The organism is Bradyrhizobium sp. 142 (assembly GCF_023074015.1).
GTDB lineage: Bacteria > Pseudomonadota > Alphaproteobacteria > Rhizobiales > Xanthobacteraceae > Bradyrhizobium.
In genome coordinates this window covers 1-26967 of record NZ_JADPKQ010000136.1, presented here as the reverse complement: position 1 = coordinate 26967, position 26967 = coordinate 1, and the positions used below count along the sequence as shown (strand labels likewise).

Here is a 26967-nt window from a genome sequence, read left to right as displayed (position 1 = left end):
CCATTGCCCCGGGGTGCGCTGGAAAACCGCGCCGCGCTGGCGCATCTTGTTGACCTCCCTCAATTTGGCCTTATCGGCTTTCGATAAGACCTCAAGGGTGGAGGGTGCGTGCTCCTAGCTGTCTTCTCGGATATCCATGGCAACCGGCAGGCGTTCGAGGCGTGCCTGAAGGTGGCCCGCGCGAGAGGCGCGGAGCGGTTCGTTCTGCTCGGCGATCTCGTCGGCTATGGCGCCGATCCCGAATGGGTCGTGGATACCGCGATGAGGCTGGTCGAGGAAGGCGCCATCGCGGTCCGGGGCAACCACGACGAGGCGGTCAGCACGACCAGCGAGACCATGAACGCCGAGGCACAGGTCGCGATCGAATGGACCCGCGGGCGGCTCGACGTGGCGCAACGGCGCTTTCTGGCCGAGCTGCCGATGCTAGTGCAGGACGGCGATCGTCTTTTCGTCCACTCGGAAGCATCGAGTCCCCAGCGCTGGCACTATGTCCGTTCGACGGCGGACGCCGCCAAGAGCCTGATCGCGACGCCTGCCCATGTTACTTTCTGCGGCCACATCCACCGTCCGGCGATCTATTCAATGTCGGTGACGGCGAAGATGACGAGCTTTGTACCCAAGACCGGCGTCGCCGTGCAGTTCCTGCGCGGCCGGCAATGGCTGGCCGTGCTCGGCGCGGTCGGCCAGCCGCGCGACGGCGATCCGTCCGCCGCTTTCGTGCTCTTCGATACGGTTTCGTGCGAGATCACCTATTGCCGCGTGCCCTATGACATCGCGAGCGCGGCGGGCAAGATTCGCGAGAATGGCCTGCCGCCCTGGCTCGCCGACCGCCTATCACAGGGACGCTGACGGCGATGCCGAAACCCCTGGTCAAGCCGGGCGCCGAGATCGACGGCTACACCATCGGCGAATGCGTCCATGCCGGCGGCATGGCGACGCTGTGGACCGTCACCCATCCCGGCATCGAGGTGCCGCTGCTGATGAAAATCCCGCGGGTATCGGAAGGCGAGGACCCGGCCGCGATCGTCTCCTTCGAGATGGAGATGATGATCCTGCCGCGGCTGGCAGGACCGCACGTGCCGGCCTGTTTCGGCACTGGCGACTTCGCCCACCAGGCCCATGTCGTGATCGAGCGCATTCCCGGGACCACGCTCTACAAGCGGCTGCCCGACCTGCCGTTGCCCTACGAGGAGGCGCGGCAGCTGGTTGCGAAGATCGCGGCCGCGCTCGCCGATTTGCACCGCCAGAACGTGATCCATCACGACATCAAGCCGAGCAGCATCATGTTCCGCGATAGCGGCGAAGCGGTGCTGATCGACTATGGTCTGTCGCACCACAATCACCTGCCGGACCTGTTGCAGGCGGAGTTCCGGCTGCCTTACGGCACCGCGCCCTATATGGCGCCGGAGCGGCTGCTGGGGGTGCGCGACGATCAGCGCAGCGATCTGTTCTCGCTCGGCGTGCTGCTTTATTTCTTCACGACGGGCGAGCGGCCATTCGGGGAAGGCGAGACACTGCGCGCGATGCGGCGCAGGCTGTGGCGTGATCCGCAGCCGCCGCGCAAATTGCGGGCGGACTATCCGCCCTGGCTCCAAGAGGTGGTGCTGCGTTCTCTCGAGATCGAGCCGGTCTGGCGCTATCCGACCGCATCGCAGCTCGCCTTTGATCTCACCCATCCGAGCCAGGTCAGGCTCACCGCACGCTCGGAGCGGATGAAGCGCGATCCCCTCGGCGTGGCGTGGCGGCGCCGCTTCAATCTGGGCGTCATGCAGCCGCGCGCGAAGTCGGATGTCGCAGAGCAGATCGCCTCGAGCCCGATCCTGGCGGTCGCGCTCGACACCGAGGAAGGGGCGCCGGAGCTGAACGAGGCGTTGCGCATGACGACGGAGCGGATTCTCGCCACGCTGCCGTCGGCGCGGCTGGCCTGCGTCAACGTGCTCAAGCTCAACCGCATCGCGGTCGACCGTACCCTGGACGAGCAGGGCTCCAACAAGCATATCGACCGCCTGGTGGCGCTCAGGCATTGGGCGACGCCTCTGAAGCTGGACGAGAGCCGGCTGTCGGTTCATGTGCTGGAGGCGGTCGATCCCGCCGCCGCGCTATTGGAATTCGCCGAGGTCAACCAGGTCGACCACGTCATCATCGGCGCACGGCAGGGCTCCTTGAGGCGTACGTTGCTCGGCAGCGTCTCGGCCAAGGTCGCCTCGGAAGCGACCTGCACCGTCACCGTGGTGCGGCCGCCGCGGATGGCTGCGGATTCGTCCGACGCAAGGGAAGCGGCCGGCTAGGCGTCCTGCGGGAGGGATCAGGCCGCGCGGGCGGCGTGGCCGTCGCGCTTGCGGCGGATAGGCCAGGTGAACCGGGGGCCATGCTCGCTATGCTCCGCATGACCGCCGAAGAACTGGATGATCTCGCGGCAGGGTTCGCAATTGAAGAGATTACGCGACGCGGTTGCGTTGGTCATTTCCTTCAGGCAGTTCGGGCAATGCGGTTTCATGGGGTTTCCCGGAAAAAGGAATTCTCAGTGCCGCCGTGGCGAGTGGAGCGAATGGTCCGGGTCCGAATTGTCGGGCCCGGCATCGTCGTTCGGTGCGCCCGCCGCATGCTCGAGGCGGCCAAAGAAATAATCGAGGTTCGGATGCGGGCGGCGCGGGATCCGGCACCGGCGCTTCGGCTGACGTTTCATGATCGCGACCTGCATGGCGTCAATCCCGGAGAAGGCGGGGGTGAGCGATGCGGGCCGAACGTGCCGTGACTTTCACCGGTCCGGCAGATGGGCCAAACACAACAAATGCACTGAAACCAATCCACAACGCCACGCCAGTCCAAACCAGGGTCGTCGTCATGATGTGCTCCCGTCAAAAGCAGGCGAGAATCACTTGTGGTGATTTGCACGAATCAGGGAAGCCCGGATGAGTACGGATTTTGATTGCAATTTTAGGCATCGCCTGCCGCAACACCGGTAAGAACCGCAGGCTCGCGGACGCCTCTGCCGCGTCTGACGATGGCTCAGATCGCTTCGCCCCGCGCGCCCGCGGCCACGTTGCGAATCGCGGCGATGTTGGTCTTGTAGGCCTCCTGCGTGCCGCCCCTGAACACGGAGGTGCCGGCGACGAAGGCATTGGCGCCGGCCGCCGCCAGCGCGCCGACGACGTCGGGACCGACGCCGCCATCGACTTCGATGTCGATCGGGCGTCCTGCTGTCATCGCGCGGATGTCGCGGATCTTGCCGATCGCGGAGGGGATGAAGGCCTGGCCGCCGAAGCCGGGATTGACCGACATCACCAGCACGAGGTCGATCAGGTCGAGGACGTATTCGAGCGTGCTGATCGGCGTTCCCGGATTGAGCGACACACCGGCCTTCTTGCCCAGCGCGCGGATCGCCTGGAGCGAGCGGTGCAGGTGAGGACCCGCCTCCGCATGCACGGTGATGTGGTCGCAGCCGGCCTTTGCAAACGCCTCGAGATACGGATCGCAGGGCGAGATCATCAAATGCGCGTCGAAGATCTTCTTCGTGTGCGGGCGCATCGCCTTGATGACATCGGGGCCATAGGAAATGTTCGGGACGAAGTGGCCGTCCATCACGTCGAGATGGAGCCAGTCGGCGCCGGCAGCATCCACCGCCCGCACCTCTTCGCCGAGCCTGGAGAAATCCGAGGCCAGGATCGAGGGCGCAATTACCAGGGGTCGGGGGGCGAAGGCTTGGGTCATGGCGCAGTTTCCCGTGGCGGCCGTGAGAGAGCAGGCCTCGCCTAACATGGGCCTTTGCGCCCGGCAATGCAGGGGAAGCGAGCTTCCTTCGGGCGGAAATTTCTGCCGTCTGCGGCATGAATTGCCGATGTTCCCGAGCTGCGTGAGGCGTGAGGGAGGCGGATTTCATTGAGCTTTTCGCGCTGGCACGACGCTTGCTGACTTCACTCCGGAACATTGGCTGCGGCATGCCGCATCGGTTGGAGTTGTGCAATGTTGTTCGCGCTTGGTGCCGTAGGCAGTGCGCTCGACGCGTTACAGGCGCTGACGAACTCGAAATCGTCATCGTCGACACAGAAGGCTGGGTCGACGCAGAAGACCGGCTCTTCGCAAGGGGCGACCAACCCGTTTGCGATCGACAGCACGTCCAGCACTGTGACCTCGCCGGTCGGCTCAGGCAAAGGTCCACAGATAGCGCCGGAGACGATGAGCGCGTTGCTTGCCGCGCAAGGTCTCTCGCCTGACAGCGCGAGCAGCGCCACCAACTCGGCGACGTCGAGTTCGACTTTCTCGACGTCCTCGAAGTCGATGAGCCGCGAGGACGCACTGAAGGACCTGTTCTCGCAGATCGATGCGGACGGCGACGGCAAGATCACCAAGTCCGAATTCGAGGACGCCCTCGGCGCCGGTGGCACCAACCTGGCGCACGCCGACGACGTGTTCTCCAAGCTTGATGCGAATTCGGACAACGGCGTCAGCCTCGGGGAGATGTCGAAGGCGCTGAAGGGCGGCCACCGCCACGCAAACTCGGGCAATGCGTCCGGCAGCGGCTCGGAGTCCTCCTCGCAGGGAAGCGGCGGATCGACCTCGACCACGACGACCGCCGCCGACGGCTCGAGCACGACCACCGTCACCTATGCCGACGGGTTCAAGATGTCGACGACGGTCCCGGGCGCCTCCAGCGCTTCGAAGGCATCGGGCGCCGGCAACTCCGCCTATAACTGGTTCGAGCAGATGATGCAGCGCGAGGCGCAGGCATCGTCGGGATCCGCGGCTTCATCCACGTCGATGAGTGTGTGACGCGGGCCTAGTCCGAATATGCGCGCGTGATCTCGCGATAGGTGTAGTGATCGCGGATTTCATGGTTGAAGAACGTCCCCTTCGAGCGCGCAGCCCTGAAGGCGTCGGCAACCTCCGGCGGAACATCCTCATAAACGTAGATGCGCCCGCTGACGAAGCTTACCTTCAGCTCGCGGGTATCGGGGGCGTAGCGGAAAAAGCGGATCACGGACGACGGCATGAGGTGCACCTTGGCCCGTCGCAACAGCGCTGTATCAGGCGTTTCGTTGCTAGCCGAACCGGTCTTTCCACGCCGGCAGCGCGCCCGGGAATGGCAGTGCCGTTGCATTGTAGACGCCGCGGGCGATCGCGCGCGCAACAACGTTGGCGGCGACCAGGCCGAGTTCGGTGAGCTCGACCAGCGGCTCGATCGGCTTCTCGCAGGTGGCTGCGGCAAACAGCACGTCGCCGTCGAGCGGGGCGTGCACCGGATAGATCGCTCGGGCAAACCCGGTCTGGGCGATCATCGCGAGCCGCTTGGCCTGCGCCTTGGTCAGGATGGCGTCGGTGACGACGAGGCCGATCGTGGTGTTCTCGCCGGCGCTTGCGGCGGCTCCGCCCTTGATGCGCATCGCCAGCATGTCTGGCGTGAACTTTTCAGGCAGCCCGCGGGCGCCGAACTCGCCGTTCTGCTCGAACGGCGCGGCCCAGAACCAGGGGCCGGTGCCGACGGTGACGCTGCCGACTGCGTTGACGACCATGATGGCGGCGACCTTGACGCCGCTCCGCATCGTCGCCGAGGCTGAACCAAGGCCGCCCTTGAGGGTGGCTGTGGTGGCGCCGAGGCCTGCCCCGACGCTGCCGAGCGCGAAGTCGTTGCCGGCAGCGGCTGCCGCAGCCGCGGCGTAGCCGAGATCGCGATAGGGCGAGAAGCGGCCCCAGGCCTTGTCGCCGCCATTAAGCAGGTCGAACACGATAGCGCCCGGCACGACCGGGATCACGGCCTCCCGGATCCTGAAGCCGCGGCCCTGCTCGGCAAGCCAAGCCTGGACCCCGCCTGCGGAATCGAGGCCGAAGGCAGAGCCGCCCGACAGCGTGATCGCGTCGACGCGCTCGACCGTATTGGCGACGTCGAGCAGCGAGACTTCGCGCGTGCCGGGGCCGCCGCCGCGAACGTCGATCGCCGCGACCGCTGGCGAATCGAAGATGATTGCGGTCGTGCCGGAGGCGAGTTTCGCATCCTCGGCGTGGCCGACTCGGACACCGGCAATATCAGTGAGAAGGTCTTTCAAGGGCGGCACTCCTGCGCTCCAGGCGGTTGGCTTGAAGCGATAGCGCACGCATGCGCCGCGCTCAACTCGCCAGCGCTGTCCTCAGCATCTTGGCGAGCTCGGATTTGCGGTAGGGCTTTGCCAGCAGCAGCACGCCGGAGTCGAGCCGGCCATGATGGACGATGGCGTTCTCCGTGTAGCCTGAGGTGAACAGCGTCTTCAGCTCGGGGCGCCGCCGTGCCGCCTCGTCGGCGAGCTGCCGGCCGTTCATGGCGCCGGGCATGATGATGTCGGTGAAGAGCAGGTCGATCCCGTTGTCGGCATCGATGATGGTGAGGGCCTCGGCCGCATTGGCAGCTTCGAGTGCGGTATAGCCGAGACTTTTGATCTGGGTCACGACATACTGCCGGACCAGCGCATCGTCCTCGACGATCAGGATCTTCTCGTTGCCGCCGGTGATGGGTACGTTCTTGCTCGCCTCGAACTCGGTCTCCTGCACGCCGCTCGAGCGCGGCAGGTAGATCTTCACGCTGGTGCCGTGGCCCTCCTCGCTATAGATCTTGACGTGGCCTCCGGACTGCTTGACGAAGCCGAACACCATGCTGAGCCCGAGGCCGGTACCTTTGCCGACCTCCTTGGTGGTGAAGAAGGGATCGAACACCCGGTCGATCAGCTCGGCAGGGATTCCGGCGCCGGTGTCGCTCACCGCGATCATGACGTAATTGCCGGGGGCAACTTCGGCATTCATGCTAGCATAGCCGTCGTCGAGAAAAATGTTGCGCGTCTCGAGCACCAGCGTGCCGCCTTCAGGCATGGCGTCGCGCGCATTCAGCGCGAGATTGAGGATGGCGGAGGTGAGCTGGTTCGGATCGACCAGCGCCGGCCAGGCGTCCTCGGTGAGCTGCGGGTTGATGGTGATCTGCTCGCCAAGGGTGGGATGCAGCAGCTTGGCGGCCTCGAGCGCCAGCGCGTTGATATCGATTTCGCGCGGCTGGAGCGGTTGCTTGCGGGCGAAGGCGAGCAGGTGCTTGGTCAGTTGCGCGCCGCGTTCGGCGGCGTCATCGATCAGCTTGGTGATGGCGGCGAGTTCGGGCCGGTCGGCGACGGCGTCGCCAAGGATACCGATCGTGCCGGTGATCACGGTCAGCACGTTGTTGAAATCGTGGGCAACGCCGCCTGTCAGCTGGCCGATAGCATCCATCTTCTGGACCTGCCGGAGCTGGGCCTCGGCGGCCTGCTTGTCGGTCAGATCGCGGCCGATGAAGAAATGGCGCTTCACGGGCTCCGACCAGGTGCCCATCCAGTTCAGAGTGACCTCGTGACCGTCGTAATGGTAGTAACGTGCCTCGAAGCTGCGCTTGATCTGGCCGCGGCGTGCCGCGCGCATCTCGCCCCGCGTCTTCTCGAGGTCGTCGGGATGGATGAATTCGGTCGCGCTGTGTCCGATCATGTCCTCCGGGTTGAGGCCGAGGATGTCCTTCACGCTCGGGCTCACCTGGATGAAATTGCCATAACCGTCGGTGACCAGGATCAGGTCCTGCGAGGTCTCGAAGATGCGCTGACGCTCCTCGATCTCGCGGCGCAGCTTTTCCCTGGACTGTTTCTCTTCCGTGATGTCATGCGCGATTTTGGAGACGCCGATGATCTCGCCGCCGTCGGTTCGAAGCGGAGAAATATTGAGGACGACGTCGAGCGGACGACCGTCCTTTCGGATCCGGACCGTCTCGTGCTGTGCGATCGATTCGTTGCTGCCGACCCGGTTGAGGATGCCCCGGACTTCGGCCCTCCGATCCTGCGGCACGATGATGTCGATCGACTTGCCGATGGCCTCCTCGGCGGAATAGCCGAACAGATGTTCGGCGGCCTTGTTCCAGCCCGTGATGATACCGTCGAGCGTCTTCGTGATGATGGCGTCATTGGCGGACTCGACGACAGCGCCGTACAGGGCGAGGCGCTTGCCGTAATAGTCGCGCTCCGAAGCCGATTGCTGGCGCAGCCTGTCGACAAGTCCCACCGTCTGTGCCTGGAGGCGGACGTTTTCGATCAGCAGCACCGCGAGCACGAAGGTCGCCGCGCAGAGGCCGTAGAGGCGGCCGGCGTAGAAGCCGAGGTCGAACCGGGCGACGTTGACGATCGCCGACAGCGCGATGTCGAACAGCCAGGCGCACATCACGACCATGAGCCAGACGTCGATCACGGAATACGGGCGCCGGAACCACAGCGAGACGAGCGCAGCGAAGCTCAAGGACCACACAAAGGACACCACGGCGATCATGACCTGCGTGTAGCGGCCGTCGCGGAGCAGGACCGGAAGCAGATCATGCCCTGCGGTGACGAGCCATGCGCAGACGATGATGGTGGCAACGACGCCGAGCACGCTGGCGTAGATCGCTTTGCTTGCCGAGCCCGCGATCCTGACGCCGCCGTCGGCCTCCTTCAGCCAGGCATAGGCCAGCACGCACAGCGGAAAGCCGCCGTGCCAGATCATGTAGAGCCAGACGGTGGTCTGCGGGCCGGCGCCGAAAAGTCCGGCCGGTGTGAAAAGCCCGGGGAAGGTGAGGGCATGGACCAGCGCAGTGACGGCGGTGAATAGATAGCCGGTCGCGAGCAGCAGCAACGCTCGCGTCCGCAACACCACGAACTGCGACAGCAGCAGGACCGCGGTGACGATGTCGGCGACAGCGAGGGCGGATTGATAGCTCGCCACGAAGGCGTGCATTGGCAGGAGCGGGATCCCGGCGAAGGGCACGGCCAACGCAAAAACGACTGCGGAAACGCCGACGATCGCCGCTGCTGCAGTGCGGTCTGTCTGGGTGGCCGGCAACGTCGACAGAAATGCGCTTCGATCGGTTGCCGCTGGCACGTCCACGTCTTGCAGATGGGTCTTGAGCATCTCCACCATCTCATTCCGTCGATGTTTTTTGCGTCCAAGGTAGCGGTTCTAGGCACGCATCGTGAACGGAAACGGGCCAGACTCAACCGAAGGTTACAACTTACTTAATTTGGGTGGGAACGCAGTATAGGGTTCGAATAAGATGCGCTTTACTGGGCGGTGTCATAATGCCTTGCCGCTGCAGCGGGTTCCAGGTTTGAATCATGCGATTTTGACTGGAATATCCGGGAGTTGATCCCCCATGCGTCGCGTTCTCATCATCGATGACCAGAAGGACGTCCGCGCCATGGTCGCGATCGTGCTCCGGGTCAACCGTTACGAGGTCACCGAGGCCGAGAGCGGCGCGGCGGGGCTGAAGGCCTTTACCGAGGCATCCTTCGACGCGGTCATTGTGGACATTTTCCTCGGCGACACCAATGGGGTCGAGGTTATTGCGGTCCTGCGCGAGCGTGTGCCGGGACTCCCCGTCGTTGCGGTGTCCGGGATGACGGCGCTCGATTTCATGGAACAGTCGCCCCACCTCGCCAACGTGGTCTGTCTGCAAAAGCCATTTCGGCCGAACGATCTTTTGCGAGCGCTCCATAAGGCGCAGGCCGCGGCGGGCGACGAGCTCCCGGCGGCCGTCTGATTGTCCTGCAAAGACGAAACGCCCCGGGCAAGCCGGGGCGTGGTGGTGATTGTATCGTGGCTCGATCCCGGCGAGGCTTCAGGTGCCTTGGCCGCTGATCGCGGCGTAGCCGCCCTTGGCGTCCCATTTGTAGACGACATAGTCGAGCTGCTTGATATCGCCTTTGGCGTCGTACTCGATCGGGCCGATCACGGTGTCCCACTTGCCGGCCTTGATGGCCGCCATGACCTTCTTGGCATCCGTGGTGCCGACTTTCTTGGCCGCCTGCGACCAGACCTGCATCGCCGCATAGGTGTAGAGCGTGTAGCCCTCGGGGTCGATGTTCTTGGCCTTGAAGGCCTCGACGATCTTCTTGGCGGTCGGCTTGTTGCGCGGATCGGGGCCGAAGGTGAACAGCGTGCCTTCGCCGGCCGGACCGGTGATGGAGGCATACTCCTTGTCAGCGAGCGCGTCGCCGGCCATCAGGATCGTCTTGAGACCCTGGTCGCGCATCTGGCGCAGGATGAGGCCGCTCTCCTGATGGTAGCCGCCGACATAGACCAGATCGATGTTGTCGCGCTTCAGGCGCGAGACGATCGCGTTGAAGTCCTTGTCGCCCTTGTTGTAGGACTCGTACATCTTTTCCGTGATGCCGGCCTTGTTCAGCGACTTCTTGGTCTCATCCGCAAGACCCTTGCCGTAGGTGGTCTTGTCGTTGAGGATCGCGATGTTCTTGCCCTTGAAGTTCTTGGCAATGTACTGCGCCGCGACCAGGCCCTGTTGGTCATCGCGGCCGCAGACGCGCGCCACGTTCCACAATCCGCTGTCAGTGAATTTCGGATTGGTGGAGGCGGGGGTGATCTGGAGCACGTTGCCGTCGGCATAGGCCTCCGACGCGGGAATCGACGAGGACGAGCAATAGTGCCCGGCGACGAACGGAATCTTTGCACCCGCGATCTTCTCGGCGATCGAGCGCGCCTGCTTCGGATCGCAGGCATCGTCCTCGATGTTGAGCGCGAGCTTCTTGCCGTTGACGCCGCCGGCGGCGTTGATGTCGGCCACGGCCATTTCGGCGCCGTTCTTCATCTGGCGGCCGAAGGCGGACTCGCCGCCGGTCATCGGGCCTGCGACTGCGATGGTGACATCCTGCGCGAACGCCGCGCTCGACAGAGCGATGGACGCGCCGAATGCCAGACCGATGAGCTTCAATGATTTCATGAGATACCTCGCGGGTGATCGCCTGTGGAAGTTGCCGGGCACGCCCGGTCCAAACCGGCGCCATTGTTGAATGAATTTAGCAAGAAGTCACCGGCAAAATGCAGGGCTCGGCGGAGATATCTCGCCACGTTCGGCCGCAGATGATCCGCCTTTGGGCTGCCTCAGCCGTGCCTCCCGCCTTCCAGGTAGGCGGCGCGAATCTCGGGGCGCTGCAACAACTCGGAGCCGGTGCCGGCAAGCGTGATCAGGCCATTGACCATGACGTAGCCGCGATGGGCGAGCTTGAGGGCATGGTTGGCGTTCTGCTCGACGATCAGGACGGTCAAGCCGTCCTGCCGGTTGAGGGTACGGATCGCGTCGAAAATCTGGCGGGCGATCAGCGGTGCGAGCCCGAGCGAGGGCTCATCCAGCAGGAGCAGGCGGGGGCGGCTCATCAAGGCGCGGCCGATCGCCAGCATCTGCTGCTCGCCGCCGGACAGGGTTCCACCGCGCTGGGCATAGCGTTCCTTCAGGCGCGGAAACAGCGTGAAGACGCGCTCCCGCGTCGTGTCGCGTTCCGAATCGGTGCATTCGGTGGCGTCCGCCCCCATCTGGAGGTTTTCCGCCACGCTCATGCGCGGGAAGATGCGTCGTCCCTCTGGCGATTGCGCGATGCGCAAATGCGCGATTTCGTGGGTGGGCACGTCGGTGATGTCGCGGCCTTCGTACAGGATCTGGCCGGCACGGGCGCGCGGCTTGCCGAAGATCGTCATCATCAGCGTCGACTTGCCGGCGCCGTTGGCTCCGATCAGAGCAACGATCTCGCCAGCCTTGATCTCGACGTCGACGCCCTTCAGCGCCTCGATCTTGCCGTAAGCGGCGCGCAGGCCACGGATCGCGAGCAGGGGAGCGGTCACGACCCGCTCTCCATCACGGCGATCGCCTCTTCTTCGTCGGCGCCGAGATAGGCGGCAATCACCTTGGGATCGTCACGGACCTCGCGCGGTGAGCCTTGCGCGATTTTGACACCATGGTCCATCACCACGATGTGGTCGGAGATTTCCATCACCACGGACATGTCGTGCTCGATCAGCAGGATCGAGGTCCCCTGCTCGTTGCGGATCGACAGCAGCAGCTCGCTCAAGGCGGCGCTCTCGCGCGCATTGAGGCCGGCGGCGGGCTCGTCGAGGCAGAGCAGCGCGGGCTCGGTGCACATCGCGCGCGCGATCTCGAGCCGGCGCTGGTCGCCATAGGCGAGATTGCCGGCGGCATCGTCGGCGCGGTCGAGCAAATTGACCCGCTTCAACCATTCGGTGGCGAGATCGATCGCGCGCTTTTCGGCGATGCGGTAGACCGGCGCGCCGATCAGGCCGAGCAAGGTGAAGCCGGAGGCGCGCATCAGCGCATTGTGCTGCGCCACCATCAGGTTTTCCAGCGCGGTCATACCGGGAAACAGGCGGATGTTCTGGAAGGTGCGCGCCACCTTGGCCCGCTTGGCGATCCGAAAATCGTTCAGCCGCTCCAGCGCGATGACCCTGCCGTCGTCGTGGGTCAGGCGAATGGTGCCGCCGCTCGGCTTGTAGAAGCCGGTGATGCAGTTGAAGACGGTGGTCTTGCCGGCGCCGTTCGGTCCGATCAGCGCGGTGATCTTCTTCGGCTCGGCCGCAAACGACAGCTCCTGCACGGCGACGATGCCGCCGAAGCGCATGCTGAGCCGGTCGACGTTGAGGATCTGGTCGCTGCTCATCCGTGCCCCTCCTTGACGAGGTCGGAGGAGATCGCGTGTGCCTTGGTCAGGTACACGGTCGGCGCGCGATGGCCGATCAGGCCGCGCGGCCGCCAGATCATGATCAGCACCATCGCCATGCCGAACACCAGCATGCGGTAGTTCTCGAGGCCGCGGAACAGCTCGAAGCCGCCGATCATGGCCAGCGCCGCAAGCGCGACGCCGAGCTGCGAGCCCATGCCGCCGAGCACAACGATGGCGAGCACCAGCGCCGATTCCTGGAAGGTGAAGGATTCCGGGCTAATGAACCCCTGCCGCGTGGCGAAGAACGCGCCGGCAAAGCCGCCGAACATGGCGCCGGTCGCGAACGCCGTGAGTTTCGTGGTCGTGGTGTTGATGCCGAGCGCGCGGCAGGCGACCTCGTCCTCGCGCAAAGCTTCCCAGGCGCGACCGATCGGCAGGCGGCGCAGGCGGATCGTCACCCAATTGGTGAGGAGTGCGAGCGTCAGGATCAGATAGAACAGGAAGACGATGCGATGGGTCGGCGAATACTCGATGCCGAGCCTGGCGGCGAGGCCGTTGTCGCTGTTGTCGAGCGGGATGCCGAAGAAGGAGGGGCGGGGAATGCTGGAGACGCCGTTGGGGCCGCCGGTCAGCGACTGCCAGTTGATGATGACAAGGCGGATGATCTCGCCAAAGGCGAGCGTGACGATGGCGAGATAGTCTCCGCGCAGGCGCAGCACGGGAAAGCCGAGCAGCACGCCCCAGAACGCCGCAAGGATGCCCGCGAGCGGCAGGCAGATCCAGAACGACCAGCCGAAATTGGTGGCAAGCAGCGCGTAGGAGTAGGCGCCCACCGCGTAGAAGGCGACGTAACCGAGATCGAGCAGGCCGGCGAGTCCCACCACCACGTTCAAGCCCCAGCCCAGCATCACATAGGTGAGGACGAGGATCCCTAGGTCGAGGATGTAGCGCTGGTCATAAAAGATCACCGGCACCAGGAAGGTGAAGATCAAAAGCGCCGGCGCAAGGTAACGGCCGAGAAAAGACATGCCGCTGCGTACAGCAGGCGGCACCAGACTGTCGGTGCCGTTGGGGCCGATCCATTGCCGCAAGAGCTCGATCACGATCGAGCCGCCGAACACGACGGCGACGAGGGCGGCGACCTCGCCGAAACGGGTCCAATAGGTGAGTTGGCCGTCGGAGCCGGCCTCGGTGCGGACGCCGACCATCAGCGAGAACAGCACCAGCGCGACCAGCGCGCTGATGAGGGACTTTTTCAGGATGTAGGTGATTCCGGCGGTGCGGCTTGCGTGCGTGGTCTCGTGCGGGATGGCTGTCACGCGGCGGTCCGTCAGACTTTTTCGACTTCGGGACGGCCGAGCAGGCCGGTCGGCATGAAGATCAGCACGACGATCAGGATCGAGAACGCCGCGACGTCCTTGTACTCGACCGAGAAATAGGCCGACCAGAACGTCTCGATCAGGCCGATTGCGAGACCGCCGAGCATGGCGCCCGGCAGCGACCCGATGCCGCCGAGCACGGCGGCCGTGAATGCCTTGATGCCGGCGACGAAGCCCATGAAGAAATCGACCAAGCCGTAATAGAGTAGATACATTAGGCCCGCGACGGCGGCGAGTGCGGCGCCGATCACGAAGGTCATGGAGATGGTGCGGTCGACGTCGACGCCGAGCAGCGCCGCCATGGTCTGGTCCTGCTCGCAGGCGCGCATGTCGCGACCGAGCCGGGTGCGCGAGACCAGCCAGGTGAAGATCGCCAGCAGCACGATGGTGGTGATGACCACCACGATCTGGATGTTCGAGAGCTGGATCACGAAGCCATCGGCGCTCTCGTGCAGCGTATAGCCGCCGGTGATGAGGGGCGGGATCGGCTTGACGCGCGCCCCTTGCGCCACCTGCGAGTAGTTCGTGAGCACGAAGGACATGCCGATCGCCGACAGCATCGGGGCGAGGCGGAAGGAGTGGCGCAGCGGCCGGTAGGCGACGCGCTCGATGGTCCAGCCATAGAGCGCGGTGATCGCCATCGAGACCAGGATCACGATCAAGAGGATCACGGGGACCGCGGTGAGGCCGGTGGAGACCAGCAAAAGGAACGTGATCAGCGCGATGAAGCCGCCGATCATGAAGACGTCGCCATGGGCGAAGTTGATCATGCCGACGATGCCGTAGACCATCGTGTAGCCGATCGCGATCAGGCCGTAGATCGAGCCGAGCACGAGGCCGTTGATGAGCTGCTGGGTGAAATAATCCATAGGCTGCCGTACCCAAACCTGACACCGCTCAAAGGTAGCTCTTGAGTAAAGAGTTCTTGGGCCCCGGCAGCCCTTGAGCATTCTTCCCGTTTTGTAACAGGAGGGAACTGGCGCCCGCAACTGGCCATCCCCGGCCATTGGGGTTTTGCAGAGCTCATTTCGCCGCGGACGTCGTTTTCTCGGTTCCGCACCAGCGAGGAACCGGGTTCCACGGGCAACCAAATCGGGTGCCGGTCGTTGTTGCACCCTGACGTCCAACGAAGGAGTTTCCCCCGATGACGAAGCAGCAGAACCAGAATCCGGGTCAGCAGACTCAGAACCCCGGCCAGCAGCGCCCCGGGCAGCAGCAGGGCGGTGGCCAGAAACCCGGACAGCAGCAGCAGGCCCCGCAGCGCCAGGGCGAAAAGCCCGGCCAGCAACAGGACGGCCAGCGCAGTCAGGATGACTAGTTTGGGAGCCGAGGAGTAGGGAGGGCTCCGCCGGGAGGCGGGCCTTTTTCCTTGGCCGCGCCGGCTGCCGGGGCGATTAAGGTAAACAAAGGGTTTAAATTGCCGCCACAGTCCGATGCGAGTTAGCTCCCCGCAAAGCCGGTGCCTTCCATCGAAGGCTTCGGGCAAACGATGCGGGAAGCGGCAATGTTCAGGAATTGGCGGATCGGCTCGGTGAACGGCGCGCTGGTGGCGGCTTATTTCATCCCGGCCTGGACCCTCGTCGCCTTCAACATCATGGTGGCGCCGGTGCACGGCCTCTACGAGCGGCCGACTGTGGCCGTGGCGCTGTTCCTGAGCGATCATCTCCAGATGGCGGGGATGAGCACGGTGCGTGCCGCCTGGCTGCTCGCGCTGGGACGGCTGACGGTTGTGGCGTTCTTCGCGATCTACCTCGCCCTTCTTTGCATTCCCCGTGTCCGCAAGAGCGGCGGCAGCGACGAGGCGCTCGGCATCGCGCTTGCGATCGGCAGCCTGATCTCGTTCGCCAGCATGGTGATGGCGTCAAAGGTCGGCGAGATGGCCGCGCTGCGACTGCATGCCACCGAACTCCTTCTGCTGCTCGGTGCTGCGATCGTGATCGTGATCGAACGTCCGGAGGCGACACCGAAGACCGCCGAGGCCACAGCGCCGCTAGCCCTCGAGCAGTCCGAGCTCGTGCACAATCGCTGAGGCTTCCTTGACGGCGTGGTTCGCCGCCGGCACCCCGCAATAGATCGCCTGTTGCAACAAGATCTCCTTGATGTCGTCGGGAGTGAAACCGCCCTCGGCGAGCGCCGCGCGCACATGCAGGCGGAATTCGTCCCACTGCCCAAGCGCGACCATGGTGCCGATCACCAGCACCCGCCGCGTGCGCTCGTCGAAATGCGGCCGGGTCCAGATCTCGCCCCAGGCGTAGCGCGTGATCATGTCCTGGAAGTCGGTGTTGAACGCATTGCGACCCGCGATCGACTTGTCGACCCAGGCATTGCCCAGCACTTTTCGCCGCACATTCATGCCGGCATCGCGGCGCTTCTGGTCGTCCATTCTATCCTCCTCTGCGTCATTGCGAGCGAAGCAAAGCAATCCAGAATCCTTCCGCGGAGACAGTCTGGATTGCTTCGCTACGCTCGCAATGACGGTTGCGGCTAGCGTTGCGTCAAAAAGCCGACCACCGCATCAGTAAAGGCGTGCGGCTGCTCGATATTGGAAATGTGGGCGGCGTCGATGATGGTCATGCTCGCGCCGGGAATCTTTGAGCGGATCAATTCGCCCGCCGAGATCGGCGTCGCCATGTCGTGGCGGCCGGCGATCACCAGCGTCGGGCTCTTGATCTTCGGCAGCAGCTCGCGCTGGTCGAGCGTCGACAGCGCCTCGCAGCAGGCGAGATAGCCTTCGACCGGTGAGGCGAGCAGCATCGATTTCATCTTCGCGGTGATCTCAGGCTCGCGCTCGCGGAAATCGGCCGTCAGCCAGCCGGCGATCACGGCGTCGGCGACTGCGGCGATGCCGCCTTCCTTCACCGCCTTGATGCGATTGCGCCAGTTGGTCGGGTCCGGATAGTAGCAGGAGGTGTTGGCGAGGATGATTTTGCCGAACCGCTCCGGCGCATTCGCCCCCAGCCATTGCCCGACCATGCCGCCCATCGACAGGCCGCACCAATGCACCTTCTCGATGTTGAGATCGTCGAGAATCGCGAGCACATCGCGGCCGAAGCGCTCCATCGAATAGGGGCCGGGCGGCACGTTCGACTTGCCATGGCCGCGGCGATCGTAGCGGATGACGCGGAACACCTGCGTCAACGCCTTCATCTGCGGCTCCCACATCTGAAGCGTGCAGCCGAGCGAGTTGGAGAGCATCAGGGTCGGCCCGCCGTCGCGGCCCTCGACGGAGACGTTGATCAGGCAACCGTCGGCATCGATCATGGGCATGCTGGCGTCTCCGTTTTATTTGCGCTTTGGGCCGCTCTATTCGCGCTCGAGGCTGTCGAGCAGCCGGTCGATCAGGGCTTGGGAAGCCCCTTGATAGGCCATCGGCTCGAACAATGCCGCAATTTTCTGGGGCGTAAGATGCGCGGTGACCTGCGAATCGGCCGTGAGCACCTCGCGCAGATGCTTCTTCTCGGCGACCGCGCGCTTGCTTGCGGCTTCAACGAGGTGATGCGCATCGCTCTTGCCGACTTTCTCGGCCAGGGCCATCGACACCGCTTCGGCCATGATCAGGCCGTGCGTCGCTTCAAGGTTGCTGCGCATGCGCGCGGCATCGACCTCGAGGCCCTCGGCAATGTCGACGATCGCAGCGAGCGCGCCCGAGGTAACCAGCATCAATTGCGGCAGCGTCGGCCACTCCGCATGCCATGGACCGGCGCTGCGCTCGTGATCCTGCACCTGCGCAGCAAAAATTATCGCAGCGAGCTGCGGGGCCATGGTCGCGGCACCGAGCGCACTCGCGGCGGCGACCGGGTTGCGCTTGTGCGGCATGGTCGAGGAGCCGCCGCGGCCTTCGCCGGCCGGCTCGAAGGCTTCCGCGACATCGGTCTGCATCATCAGCGAGACGTCGCGGGCGATCTTGCCGCAGCTTCCGGCGAGAATCGCGAAGCTTGACGCCGCCTCTGCGATCCGGTCGCGATGAGTGTGCCAGGGCGCTTCAGGCAGCGGCAGATTCAGTTCCAGCGCGAGCCGCTCGGAAACCGCGAGCCCCTGGTCGCCGAGCGCAGCGAGCGTACCGGCGGCGCCGCCGAATTGCAGCGCGAGGCCTTCGCGGCGCAGCCGCCGCAGACGGCAGCGGGAGCGGGCGAGGCTTGCGGCATATTCGGCGGCCTTCAGTCCGAACGGCATCGGCAGCGCATGCTGCAGCCAGGTCCGCGCCACCATCGCCGTGTTGCGATGCGTCCGCGCAAGCGCGGCAAACCCCTTGATGGCGCGGCTGAGGTCGGCGTCCAATGCATCGATGCCGGCGCGCAAGCTGAGCATGGTGGCGGTATCGATGACGTCCTGGCTGGTGGCGCCCCAATGAACATAGCGCGCAGCGTCCGCATCCGCCTTGGCGACATTGGCGGTCAGCGTCTTGACCAGGGGAATCGCCAGATTGCCCGAGCGCGTCGCGGCCTCCGCCAGCGCGGTCATGTCAATAGCGTCTGCCTTGCAGGCGGCTTCGATCGGGCCCAGCGCGCTTGCCGGAATCACACCGGTGGCGGCTTCGGCGCGCGCCAAGGCTGCCTCAAAATCGAGCATGTTCTGGAGTGTAGTGCGGTCGTCGCAGACCGCGCGCATGACCGCGCTCGACAGCATTGGCGCGAGCAGGGGGGACAGGGATGTGCTCATGTTGCGCGCGACCTAACCACCATGGCCCGCCTCTGCCAATCCCAAAGCGCGCACGCAAGCATTTTGCACTTGCGAATATGCATTGCACTTGGCCAGCATCGCCCTTTCCTTTGCGGCGTCCGTGCGTTACTTCAGCAGCACTATAGTTACGCGATCCGGGAGGCGCCCCATGGCCATGACAATGAACGGCGAAGTCCAGCTTGCGGCGCCGCGCGAGGCCGTGTGGGCCAAACTGAACGATCCCGAAGTGCTAAAGGTCTGCATACCCGGCTGCGAGGAGCTGGAGCGGACCGACGACGGCGGTTTCCGCGCGGTGGCCAAAATGAAGGTCGGTCCGGTGTCGGCGCGCTTCAAGGGCAAGGTCATGCTCAGCGATCTCGATCCGCCGAACGGCTACAAGATCTCCGGCGAAGGCGAGGGCGGGGTGGCCGGCTTCGCCAAAGGCGGCGCGGTCGTCAAGCTGTCCGAGAAGGATGGCGGCACGCTGCTCGCCTATGACGTCGAGGCGCAGATCGGCGGCAAGTTGGCGCAGCTTGGCCAGCGCCTGATCAATGGCACCGCCAAGAAACTGGCCGACGAATTTTTCGCGAACTTCGCCAAGGCGGTGCAGGGCTAGAGGCCCATCACCTTTCACATATCGCCTTTTGTCATGGCGCCTTGCGCCCCGGGCAATGTTGCCCCCGGGCATATTGGCCCATATGATAGGTTGGAATAACTATAAGAACCGCTTCGACGGGACCCGTTGGGGCGCTGATAGAGAGTGCTTATGGCAAAAATCTCCCTCATCGTGAACGGCAATCCTGTAACCGCCAATGTCGACCCGCGGACGCTGCTGGTGCAATTCTTGCGCGAGAATCAGCGGCTGACCGGGACCCATGTCGGCTGTGACACCTCGCAGTGCGGCGCCTGCGTCGTGCATGTCGACGGCAAGGCCGTGAAATCTTGCACCACGCTTGCCGTGATGGCCGATGGCCACGAGGTCAAGACCATCGAGGGGCTGGCCGCCGACGGTGCGCCGCTGCATCCGATGCAGGAAGCTTTCCGCGAGCATCACGGCCTCCAGTGCGGCTTCTGCACGCCAGGCATGATCATGACGGCGATCGACATCGTCCATCGCAAGGGCCACGAGCTCGACGACCACACCATCCGCGAGGAGCTGGAAGGCAATCTCTGCCGCTGCACCGGCTATCAGAACATCGTCGCCTCGATCGCCGCCGGCGCGAAGGCGATGGCGAAATCCGATCTCGCCTAACCCGACACGCGCGCATCCCGCGATCAGGACACCCTCATGTACGAATTCAAGTATCATCGCCCCGGGACCGTGCGGCAGGCCGCCAATCTCCTGGTGAAGAACGAAGACGCCAAGTTGATCGCCGGCGGCCATACGCTGATTCCGGTCATGAAGCAGCGGCTGGCAAGCCCGCCGCATCTGGTGGATCTGTCCCACATCGAGGGCCTCGACGCGATCGAGATGAAGGGCCGCTCGCTCGTGATCGGCGCCACCGCCAGGCACGCCGAGGTCGCAAGCTCCGCTATCGTCGGCGAGGCGATCCCGGCACTTGCAAATCTTGCCAGCGGAATCGGCGATCCCGCCGTGCGGCACAAGGGCACGATCGGCGGCTCGCTCGCCAACAACGACCCGACCGCGGATTATCCGGCTGCCGTGCTCGCGCTCGGCGCGACCATCGTCACCAACAAGCGCCGCCTCAAGGCCGAAGAGTATTTCCAGGGCTTGTTCTCGACCGCGCTGGAGGCTGACGAGATCATCACCAAGGTGATGTTCCCGCTGCCGAAGAAGGCGGCCTATATCAAATTCCGCAACCAGGCCTCGCGCTATGCGCTTGTCGGTGTGTTCGTGGCGCGGCGTCCGTCGGACGTGCGGGTCGCCGTCACCGGTGCCGGTTCTGAAGGCGTGTTCCGCGTCACCGCGTTCGAGGAGGCCCTGAAGAAGCGCTTCGCCGCGAAGGCGCTGGACGGCATCGAGGTGCCGGCGGAAGGGCTGAACAGCGACATCCACGGCAGCGCGGAATATCGCGCGCATCTCATCGGCGTGCTGACCCGGCGCGCCGTCGAGGCCGCCAACGCCAAAGAATGAGCGGGCCGGAATCAATCCGGCCCGATACCTGGCCCCGGTAAGGGCATAAGCGAGACTGGCCTTTCATGACTTCAGCGGTCAAATCTTCCGGTGCTTTGCCGGCATCGGTCGATGCGATGCTCGAGCTTTTGACGTCGCGCGGCTACCTCGCCGAGCGGTCGCTCGCGACGGTGACGTATTTGTCGCTGCGCATGGGCCGGCCGCTGTTCCTCGAAGGCGAGGCCGGCGTCGGCAAGACCGAGATCGCAAAGGTGCTGTCGGCGGCGCTGGGGCGGAAGCTGATCCGCCTGCAGTGCTATGAGGGCCTCGACGTCTCCTCGGCAGTCTATGAGTGGAACAGCGCCTCGCAGATGATCGCGATCCGGATGGCCGAGGCTGCCGGCGACACCGATCGCGACCAGTTGTCGTCGGATATTTTCGCCGACCGCTTCCTGATCAAGCGGCCGTTGTTGCAGGCGCTGGAGCCTGATGTTGCGGGCCCGCCGGTGCTCCTGATCGACGAGCTCGACCGTGCCGACGAAGCTTTCGAGGCTTACCTCCTCGAAATCCTCAGCGACTTCCAGGTGACGATCCCCGAATTCGGCACCGTCAAGGCGCCGCATCCGCCGATCGTCATCATCACCTCCAACCGCACCCGCGAGATCCACGACGCGCTGAAGCGGCGCTGTCTCTACCACTGGGTCGACTATCCTGCCGCCGAGCGCGAGCTCGCGATCGTCAAGACGCGCGTGCCCGGCATCTCCGCCAAGCTGTCGCAGCAGGTGGTGCGCTTCGTGCAGGCGCTGCGCAACCAGGACTTTTACAAGTCGCCTGGCGTCGCCGAGACCATCGATTGGGCCACCGCTTTGTCGGAGCTCGACGCTCGCTCGCTGACGCCGCAGGTGGTCGGCGACACGCTGGGCGCGCTGCTCAAGTACCAGGACGACATCACGCGGATGCAGGGCGATGCCTTGCAGAAGGTGCTGAAGGAAGCGACGAGCGAGAATTGATCTCATTGTCATTCCGGGGCGCGCGTACTGCGAGTCCGGAATCCATCGGGCTGCGGAGACGTGGGGCAATGAATTCAGGGTTCACGCTTAGCGTGCCCCGGAATGACGGCAGAGGCAGCTGAACAATGGCCATCAACCATCTTGCACCTGAGCAGACCGAGCAATTCGCCGACAATATCGTCGGCTTCGCCCGCGCGCTACGCGCGGCCGGCATGCCGGTCGGGCCGGGCGCGGTCATCGATGCCGTGAATGCGCTCCAGGTGATCGACATTGGCACCCGGGCCGACGTCTTCGCCACGCTCGAGGCGATCTTCGTCAAGCGCCACGAGCATGCGCTGATCTTCAAGCAGGCCTTCACCCTGTTCTTCCGTGCGTCGGAAGAGTGGAAGCACATGCTGGATTCGGTGCCGCTGCCGGATAGCGCCAAGAAGAAGCCGCCGGCCGCCTCGCGTCGGGTGCAGGAGGCGCTGTCGCAGCCGCGGATGACGGAGACGCAGCAGCATCAGGAGCAGGATTTGCGCCTGTCGGTCTCCGATAAGGAAATCCTTCAGAAGAAGGATTTTGCACAGATGAGCGCGGCGGAGATCACCGAGGCGCTGCGGGCCACCGACAGGATGCGGCTGCCGCAGGCCGAGTTGCTGACGCGCCGGCACCGGCCCGATCCGCGGGGCCTGCGCCTCGACCTGCGCCGCACGCTGCGCGCCTCGCTCCACACCGGCGGCGACATCATCGACATCCATCGCCTCGGCCGCATCGAGAAGCCGGCGCCGATCGTGGCGCTGCTCGATATCTCGGGCTCGATGAGCGAGTATACGCGGCTGTTCCTGCACTTCCTCCATGCCATCGGCGATGCCCGCAAGCGCGTCTCGGTGTTCCTGTTCGGCACCCGGCTGACCAACGTCACCCGCGCGCTGCGCCAGCGCGATCCTGACGAGGCGCTGGCCAGCTGCTCGGCGGCGGTGGAGGACTGGGCCGGCGGCACGCGGATCTCGGCCTCGCTGCACAACTTCAACAAATTGTGGGCCCGGCGTGTGCTGAGCCAGGGCGCCATCGTGCTGCTGATCTCCGACGGCCTGGAACGGGAGGCCGATTCCAAGCTGGCTTTCGAGATGGACCGGCTGCACCGCTCCTGCCGGCGGCTGATCTGGCTCAACCCGTTGTTGCGGTTCGGCGGCTTCGAGGCCAAGGCGCAGGGCATCAAAATGATGCTCCCGCACGTTGACGAATTCCGCCCGGTACATAATTTGAGTTCGATCCAGGAGCTGATCAGCACGCTCTCCCGGCCGCTGCCGCCGCATCACCGCAGCCTGATCCGCTCCGCAGCTTGAGAGGTAGGCCATGCTCGATCGCGACGAGGATATCCTGAAGGCGGCGGAGGACTGGCAGAAGGCCGGCCGTGGCGTCGCGCTGGCGACGGTCGTGGAGACCTGGGGCTCGGCGCCGCGCCCGGCGGGCTCGAGCCTCGTCATTAATGACGAAGGTACATTCCTCGGCTCCGTCTCCGGGGGCTGCGTCGAGGGCGCCGTGGTCACCGAGGCCATGGACGTGATCCAGAGCGGCAAGCCGAGGATGCTGGAGTTCGGCGTAGCCGATGAGACCGCCTGGAATGTCGGGCTGTCCTGCGGCGGCACCATCCGCGTCTTCGTCGAGAAGGTCGGTTAGCCGTGAAGCTCGAGATCCTGCACGAACTCAATGCCGAGCGCGCCGCGCGGCGGCCGGTCATCCTGGTCACTGACACCGAGAGCGGTGAGCAGCGGCTGGTGAAGGCCAGGGATTTTGCCAGGGACCCGCTGGGCGCCGAGCTTGAAAAACAGCTGCGCATGGGCAAGAGCGCCAATGTCGAGGCCGGCGGCAAGAAGCTCTTCCTCAACGTCTACGCGCCGACGGCGAAGCTCGTCATCGTCGGCGCCGTCCATATCAGCCAGGCCTTGGCGCCGCTGGCGCGCTCGCTCGGCTACGACGTCACCGTGGTCGATCCGCGCACGGCCTTTGCGAGTCCCGAGCGCTTCCCCGACATTCCGCTGGTCGCCGAATGGCCCGACACGGCGCTGCCGCCGCTCAACGTCGATCCCTACACGGCGTTCGTCGCGGTGACGCACGATCCGAAGATTGACGATCCCGCGCTGCTGCACGCCTTCGAGCGCCGCTGCTTCTATATCGGTGCGCTCGGCTCGCGCAAGACGCACGCCAAGCGCGGCGATCGGCTGCGGGCCCAGGGCGCGACGGAAAGCGACATCGCGCGCATTCACGCGCCGATTGGGCTAGCGATCGGCGCCGTCTCGCCGTCCGAGATCGCGGTGGCGATCATGGCCGAGATCACGGCGGTGCTTCGCCTGCCTCCCAAACAAAAAGAAGAAGCGGCATGAAATTCGGCCCGGCGAGCCCCAGGGATGCGATCGGCGGGGTGACCGTCCACACCCTGCGCCAGGGACCGCTGGTTCTGAAGAAGGGCACGACGATCGGGCCCGCCGAGGTCGAGGCGCTGGAGCGTGCCGGCATCAAGGACATCGTCGTGGTGCGGATGGAGGCGGGCGACGTCTCCGAGGACGTCGCCGCCTCCAGCATCGCGCTTGCCGTCGGCGGAGAGGGCATTCATGTCGAGCGCGCCTTCACCGGCCGCGCCAATCTGTTCGCCGCGCGCCCCGGCGTGCTGGTGATCGACCGCGCCGCGGTCGACCGCATCAACAGCATCGACGAGGCCATTACTTTTGCGACGCTCTCTGCCTATAAGCCGGTGGTCGAGGGCGAGATGGTCGGCACCGTCAAGATCATCCCGTTCGGCATTGAAGAAGGCTTGCGCGATGCGGCGGTGAAGGCCGCGGGCAGGGACGTCTTGAAGATCGCGCCATACGTGATCAAGCGCGTCGGCGTGGTTTCGACGCTGCTGCCGGGGCTGTCCTCCAAGGTGATCGACAAGACGCTGCGCGTCACCGCCGAGCGGCTCGCGCCGGCCGGTGCCGGCATCATCGCGGAGCGGCGCGTCGCACATGAGGAGCGGGCGTTATCGGCTGCGATCAAGGAGCTGCTTGCGCTTGGCGCCGAGCTCGTGATCGTGTTCGGGGCGTCGGCGATCGCCGACCGCCGCGACGTGATCCCGGCCGCGGTCACCGGGATCGGCGGCGAGATCGAGCATTTCGGCATGCCGGTCGATCCCGGCAATCTGCTTCTGATTGCGCGGGCCGGCGGCGTGCCGGTGCTGGGCGCCCCAGGCTGCGCGCGCTCGCCGGTCGAGAACGGTTTCGACTGGGTGCTGATGCGCCTCCTGGCCGGCATCGAGGTGACGCGTTCCGAGCTGATGGGCATGGGCGTCGGCGGCCTGCTGATGGAGATCGTCACCCGCCCGCAGCCGCGCGCCAAGCCGGAGATCGAGGGCAACAGTCAGGTCGCGGCCATCGTGCTCGCGGCCGGGCGTTCGACCCGGATGGGCGGCCCCAACAAGTTGTTGGTCGAGTTCGACGGCAAGAAGCTGGTGCGGATCGCGACCGAGCAGGCGCTCGCCTCGAAAGCCTCCGAAGTGATCGTGGTGACCGGTCATCAGGCCGATCTGGTCGAACAGGCGCTTGCGGGGCTGAAGGTGAAATTCGTCCGCAATCCGGATTTCACCGGCGGCATCGCGAGCTCGGTCAAGTCCGGCATCGCGGCCGTCCCGGACAGCTGCGATGGCGCCGTGGTTTGTCTTGGCGACATGCCGCTGATGGATGCCGGCCTGATCGATCGTCTGATCGGCGGGTTTGCGCCCGACCGCGGCAATCTCATCGTCGTGCCCGTCAGCGAAGGCCGCCGCGGCAATCCCGTGCTGTGGTCGCGCCGCTTCTTCCCGGAGCTGATGACGATCGAGGGCGATGTCGGCGCGCGTCACCTGATCGCCAAGCATGCGGAAGCCGTCGCCGAAGTGCCCGTCGACGGCGAGAGCGCCTTCCTCGACATCGACACGCCGCAGGCTCTGGAAGCGGCGCGGCGAGGATAGCGGTGGGCGCCGGTCAATCGAACCTCGTAACCTTCGTGCTCATCGTCCGAATACCTGCCGAGGGTATTGAGGACTTTCGAGCCTATGAGGATGCCGTATTCCCTGACTATGTCGAACATGCGTGGAAACTGAAACAGTGTGGGCGGTCTTTCCTTCCCGGTCATTGGCCTCCCTCCTGCACTGCGCGCGCTGCGAACATGGCGAGCAGACGGCCCCAATCGCCCTCAGTATCGAAGATGCGCCGCATCTCGGCAGCTCTCGTCCCATACCGATCGAGTTTGCGGTGCTCAAGTTCGACGCGGGTGGCTTCTTCGCCTTCCGCGATGAAGAGGACCTCGATCTCGGTCTTCAAATTCGGGTCGTACTGCCAGTCCGCGGTGATGTCTCACGACAGGACGAGGCGCGACGGCGGCTCCCAAGCGAGCACGCTGCCCCAATTGCAGGTGCTGCCGTCGTCGCCGCGTTCGTACCAGAGGCCACCAACCCGCGGCTCCATGATCGCATCGACCGCGCTCGTCTTTCCTATCTTGTAGTGTGCGAGCGGCCACCAGCTGGCCATCTGCTCCGTGAAAACGCGCCAGGCCACCGAGCGGGGCGCCTGCACGGTCATCACCTTGCGGACGCTGTAGGGATCGTATGAGTGGTCGGGCATCTTCTCCATCATCGGGATCTCCTTTCTTTGGCGGCTTCGCGTTCGGCCGCCTGTTTGAAGGCTTTGAGCGTCTTGTCCCAGAACCCGTCGAGCCATCCCCGCAGGCTTTCGAGTCCGCGCGTGTCGATTGCGTAGAGCCGCCGCGTGCCTTCGATCCTCACCACCGCGAGGCCCGCATCCTTAAGCACCCTGAGATGCTGCGAGACCGCGGGCCGACTCACATTGAGGCCATCCGAGATCTCTCTTACGGATCTGTTGCCCTCGCGCAGCCGCATGAACACCCGTCGTCGAGTCGGGTCTCCAAGTGCGTCGAGGGCGCGTTCTGCATTGATCATGTCGATGCTCGCCGTCGACGGACAGTAAGTTCATACTTACCGTAAGCCAAGACTAACCGTTTGTGCGAGGTAGAGAATGAAGCGTCGGCCAGGCTCTTCGAGGATTCCCCGCTATCCGATGTGCCCCCACGTCCTACGTCACGCTTCGCCAGCATCGCGAACGATCTTGGCTTCACCAGTAACCATCGCGGCGCTCGTGGGCCATGCCAAGAGTTCGGTAACGAGCAAATATACATCCATACGCTTGATACAGCGCTCATCATGGCTGCGGATACGATTTCCGGCTACATTCAGGAACTGCTTGACGGCATCGAGTTCAAGCAGACCGCCTACGCGGGATTCACGAAAAGCCGCACTGGCCCGCTTCCTGAAGAGGGCTTCGGGCGGCGATCCAGAGGAGGGCGAGAGGAGCGCCGCTTGGTTG

Annotated in this window: 31 protein-coding genes and 1 pseudogene; 15 read left to right on the top strand and 17 right to left on the bottom strand. The window is 64.8% G+C overall.

Translation table 11 applies throughout. From position 1 onward, the window contains the following. Nucleotides 1-108: 108 nt before the first annotated feature. Both IVA82_RS13735 and IVA82_RS13730 read left to right on the top strand, forming a co-directional pair. Nucleotides 109-849, top strand: a complete 741-nt coding sequence (locus IVA82_RS13735) for a metallophosphoesterase family protein (protein WP_247380426.1) — start codon at nucleotides 109-111, stop codon at nucleotides 847-849. 5 nt (nucleotides 850-854) lie between these two features. After that, complete coding sequence (locus IVA82_RS13730) at nucleotides 855-2288, top strand: bifunctional serine/threonine-protein kinase/universal stress protein (RefSeq protein ID WP_247493330.1); 1434 nt, start codon at nucleotides 855-857, stop codon at nucleotides 2286-2288. A gap of 17 nt (nucleotides 2289-2305) precedes the next feature. Here IVA82_RS13730 and IVA82_RS13725 read toward each other — a convergent pair whose 3' ends face one another. The 3 genes from IVA82_RS13725 to rpe all read right to left on the bottom strand — a co-directional run bounded on the left by IVA82_RS13725 (nucleotide 2306) and on the right by rpe (nucleotide 3711). Next, nucleotides 2306-2497, bottom strand: coding sequence for a hypothetical protein (locus IVA82_RS13725; protein ID WP_247380422.1), 192 nt, complete (start codon nucleotides 2495-2497; stop codon nucleotides 2306-2308). Between the two features lie 24 nt (nucleotides 2498-2521). Further along, entirely contained in the window at nucleotides 2522-2701 is a 180-nt protein-coding gene (locus tag IVA82_RS13720; RefSeq protein WP_247380420.1) for a hypothetical protein, read from the bottom strand. Nucleotides 2702-3009: 308 nt separating this feature from the next. Then, complete coding sequence (gene rpe, locus IVA82_RS13715; protein WP_247380418.1) at nucleotides 3010-3711, bottom strand: ribulose-phosphate 3-epimerase; 702 nt, start codon at nucleotides 3709-3711, stop codon at nucleotides 3010-3012. Nucleotides 3712-3963: 252 nt separating this feature from the next. Between rpe and IVA82_RS13710 the strand changes: the two genes are divergently transcribed. Further along, on the top strand, nucleotides 3964-4770 hold the full coding sequence (locus IVA82_RS13710; RefSeq protein WP_247380415.1) for an EF-hand domain-containing protein: 807 nt from the start codon (nucleotides 3964-3966) through the stop codon (nucleotides 4768-4770). A 7-nt stretch (nucleotides 4771-4777) separates the two neighbouring features. Here IVA82_RS13710 and IVA82_RS13705 read toward each other — a convergent pair whose 3' ends face one another. The 3 genes from IVA82_RS13705 to IVA82_RS13695 form a co-directional block, all read right to left on the bottom strand. Then, entirely contained in the window at nucleotides 4778-4990 is a 213-nt protein-coding gene (locus IVA82_RS13705; RefSeq protein ID WP_247380414.1) for a KTSC domain-containing protein, read from the bottom strand. 49 nt (nucleotides 4991-5039) lie between these two features. Further along, the gene (locus tag IVA82_RS13700; RefSeq protein WP_247380412.1) at nucleotides 5040-6041 is read right to left on the bottom strand and encodes a P1 family peptidase; all 1002 of its coding nucleotides are present in this window, start codon (nucleotides 6039-6041) and stop codon (nucleotides 5040-5042) included. Nucleotides 6042-6102: 61 nt separating this feature from the next. Further along, nucleotides 6103-8913: a PAS domain S-box protein gene (locus IVA82_RS13695; RefSeq protein ID WP_247380410.1), complete on the bottom strand. Its 2811-nt coding sequence runs from the start codon at nucleotides 8911-8913 to the stop codon at nucleotides 6103-6105. 241 nt (nucleotides 8914-9154) lie between these two features. Here IVA82_RS13695 and IVA82_RS13690 point away from each other — a divergent pair, with 241 nt between their 5' ends. Continuing rightward, nucleotides 9155-9541, top strand: coding sequence for a response regulator (locus IVA82_RS13690; RefSeq protein WP_247380408.1), 387 nt, complete (start codon nucleotides 9155-9157; stop codon nucleotides 9539-9541). 78 nt (nucleotides 9542-9619) lie between these two features. Here IVA82_RS13690 and IVA82_RS13685 read toward each other — a convergent pair whose 3' ends face one another. The 5 genes from IVA82_RS13685 to IVA82_RS13665 all read right to left on the bottom strand — a co-directional run bounded on the left by IVA82_RS13685 (nucleotide 9620) and on the right by IVA82_RS13665 (nucleotide 14715). After that, complete coding sequence (locus tag IVA82_RS13685) at nucleotides 9620-10738, bottom strand: branched-chain amino acid ABC transporter substrate-binding protein (protein ID WP_247380407.1); 1119 nt, start codon at nucleotides 10736-10738, stop codon at nucleotides 9620-9622. Nucleotides 10739-10899: 161 nt separating this feature from the next. Continuing rightward, nucleotides 10900-11634, bottom strand: a complete 735-nt coding sequence (locus tag IVA82_RS13680) for an ABC transporter ATP-binding protein (RefSeq protein ID WP_247380405.1) — start codon at nucleotides 11632-11634, stop codon at nucleotides 10900-10902. Further along, nucleotides 11631-12464, bottom strand: a complete 834-nt coding sequence (locus tag IVA82_RS13675) for an ATP-binding cassette domain-containing protein (protein ID WP_247380403.1) — start codon at nucleotides 12462-12464, stop codon at nucleotides 11631-11633. The genes IVA82_RS13680 and IVA82_RS13675 overlap by 4 nt, the downstream gene beginning before the upstream one ends. Next, on the bottom strand, nucleotides 12461-13786 hold the full coding sequence (gene livM / locus IVA82_RS13670; protein ID WP_247380401.1) for a high-affinity branched-chain amino acid ABC transporter permease LivM: 1326 nt from the start codon (nucleotides 13784-13786) through the stop codon (nucleotides 12461-12463). Before livM ends, IVA82_RS13675 begins: the two co-directional genes overlap by 4 nt. Nucleotides 13787-13797: 11 nt before the next feature. After that, on the bottom strand, nucleotides 13798-14715 hold the full coding sequence (locus IVA82_RS13665; protein WP_247380399.1) for a branched-chain amino acid ABC transporter permease LivH: 918 nt from the start codon (nucleotides 14713-14715) through the stop codon (nucleotides 13798-13800). 275 nt (nucleotides 14716-14990) lie between these two features. On the opposite strand from IVA82_RS13665, the gene IVA82_RS13660 reads away from it, so the two are divergent. Beyond that, nucleotides 14991-15164: a hypothetical protein gene (locus IVA82_RS13660; protein ID WP_247380397.1), complete on the top strand. Its 174-nt coding sequence runs from the start codon at nucleotides 14991-14993 to the stop codon at nucleotides 15162-15164. A 186-nt stretch (nucleotides 15165-15350) separates the two neighbouring features. Next, on the top strand, nucleotides 15351-15875 hold the full coding sequence (locus IVA82_RS13655; protein WP_247493329.1) for a hypothetical protein: 525 nt from the start codon (nucleotides 15351-15353) through the stop codon (nucleotides 15873-15875). On the opposite strand, the gene IVA82_RS13650 is transcribed toward IVA82_RS13655, so the two are convergent. The 3 genes from IVA82_RS13650 to IVA82_RS13640 form a co-directional block, all read right to left on the bottom strand. Next, nucleotides 15837-16229, bottom strand: a complete 393-nt coding sequence (locus IVA82_RS13650; protein ID WP_247380393.1) for a carboxymuconolactone decarboxylase family protein — start codon at nucleotides 16227-16229, stop codon at nucleotides 15837-15839. The genes IVA82_RS13655 and IVA82_RS13650 overlap by 39 nt on opposite strands. A gap of 101 nt (nucleotides 16230-16330) precedes the next feature. Then, nucleotides 16331-17113 (bottom strand): 3-oxoadipate enol-lactonase, encoded by a 783-nt coding sequence (pcaD, locus tag IVA82_RS13645; RefSeq protein WP_247380390.1) that lies wholly within the window; start codon nucleotides 17111-17113, stop codon nucleotides 16331-16333. A 36-nt stretch (nucleotides 17114-17149) separates the two neighbouring features. Then, complete coding sequence (locus tag IVA82_RS13640; RefSeq protein ID WP_247380388.1) at nucleotides 17150-18505, bottom strand: 3-carboxy-cis,cis-muconate cycloisomerase; 1356 nt, start codon at nucleotides 18503-18505, stop codon at nucleotides 17150-17152. A gap of 169 nt (nucleotides 18506-18674) precedes the next feature. On the opposite strand from IVA82_RS13640, the gene IVA82_RS13635 reads away from it, so the two are divergent. The 8 genes from IVA82_RS13635 to IVA82_RS13600 all read left to right on the top strand — a co-directional run bounded on the left by IVA82_RS13635 (nucleotide 18675) and on the right by IVA82_RS13600 (nucleotide 25556). Continuing rightward, nucleotides 18675-19121, top strand: a complete 447-nt coding sequence (locus tag IVA82_RS13635; protein ID WP_247380384.1) for a carbon monoxide dehydrogenase subunit G — start codon at nucleotides 18675-18677, stop codon at nucleotides 19119-19121. A gap of 150 nt (nucleotides 19122-19271) precedes the next feature. After that, on the top strand, nucleotides 19272-19757 hold the full coding sequence (locus IVA82_RS13630; RefSeq protein WP_148741122.1) for a (2Fe-2S)-binding protein: 486 nt from the start codon (nucleotides 19272-19274) through the stop codon (nucleotides 19755-19757). A gap of 36 nt (nucleotides 19758-19793) precedes the next feature. Continuing rightward, nucleotides 19794-20600: a xanthine dehydrogenase family protein subunit M gene (locus tag IVA82_RS13625; protein ID WP_247493328.1), complete on the top strand. Its 807-nt coding sequence runs from the start codon at nucleotides 19794-19796 to the stop codon at nucleotides 20598-20600. Nucleotides 20601-20665: 65 nt separating this feature from the next. Next, entirely contained in the window at nucleotides 20666-21589 is a 924-nt protein-coding gene (locus tag IVA82_RS13620; protein WP_247380380.1) for a MoxR family ATPase, read from the top strand. A 125-nt stretch (nucleotides 21590-21714) separates the two neighbouring features. Next, nucleotides 21715-22917, top strand: a complete 1203-nt coding sequence (locus IVA82_RS13615; protein WP_247380378.1) for a VWA domain-containing protein — start codon at nucleotides 21715-21717, stop codon at nucleotides 22915-22917. Between the two features lie 10 nt (nucleotides 22918-22927). Beyond that, nucleotides 22928-23251 carry an XdhC family protein gene (locus IVA82_RS13610; protein WP_007602422.1) on the top strand — a complete coding sequence of 108 codons (324 nt, stop codon included), beginning with the start codon at nucleotides 22928-22930 and terminating at the stop codon, nucleotides 23249-23251. Nucleotides 23252-23253: 2 nt separating this feature from the next. Then, complete coding sequence (locus IVA82_RS13605; protein ID WP_247380376.1) at nucleotides 23254-23955, top strand: XdhC family protein; 702 nt, start codon at nucleotides 23254-23256, stop codon at nucleotides 23953-23955. Next, nucleotides 23952-25556: a molybdopterin-binding/glycosyltransferase family 2 protein gene (locus tag IVA82_RS13600; protein WP_247380374.1), complete on the top strand. Its 1605-nt coding sequence runs from the start codon at nucleotides 23952-23954 to the stop codon at nucleotides 25554-25556. Before IVA82_RS13605 ends, IVA82_RS13600 begins: the two co-directional genes overlap by 4 nt. A 160-nt stretch (nucleotides 25557-25716) precedes the next feature. Here the strand turns inward: IVA82_RS13600 and IVA82_RS13595 are convergent, their stop codons facing one another. The 3 genes from IVA82_RS13595 to IVA82_RS13585 are packed head-to-tail and all read right to left on the bottom strand — an operon-like array spanning nucleotide 25717 to nucleotide 26543. Further along, the gene (locus IVA82_RS13595) at nucleotides 25717-25908 is read right to left on the bottom strand and encodes a hypothetical protein (RefSeq protein ID WP_247380372.1); all 192 of its coding nucleotides are present in this window, start codon (nucleotides 25906-25908) and stop codon (nucleotides 25717-25719) included. 33 nt (nucleotides 25909-25941) lie between these two features. Further along, a complete protein-coding gene (locus IVA82_RS13590) occupies nucleotides 25942-26220 on the bottom strand; it encodes an SRPBCC domain-containing protein (protein WP_247380370.1) in 279 nt (92 codons plus the stop codon). Next, nucleotides 26217-26543 carry a metalloregulator ArsR/SmtB family transcription factor gene (locus IVA82_RS13585; protein WP_247380369.1) on the bottom strand — a complete coding sequence of 109 codons (327 nt, stop codon included), beginning with the start codon at nucleotides 26541-26543 and terminating at the stop codon, nucleotides 26217-26219. Before IVA82_RS13585 ends, IVA82_RS13590 begins: the two co-directional genes overlap by 4 nt. 90 nt (nucleotides 26544-26633) lie before the next feature. Between IVA82_RS13585 and IVA82_RS13580 the strand changes: the two are divergent. Then, nucleotides 26634-26967 (top strand): annotated as a pseudogene (locus IVA82_RS13580) (integrase); the annotation flags it as partial.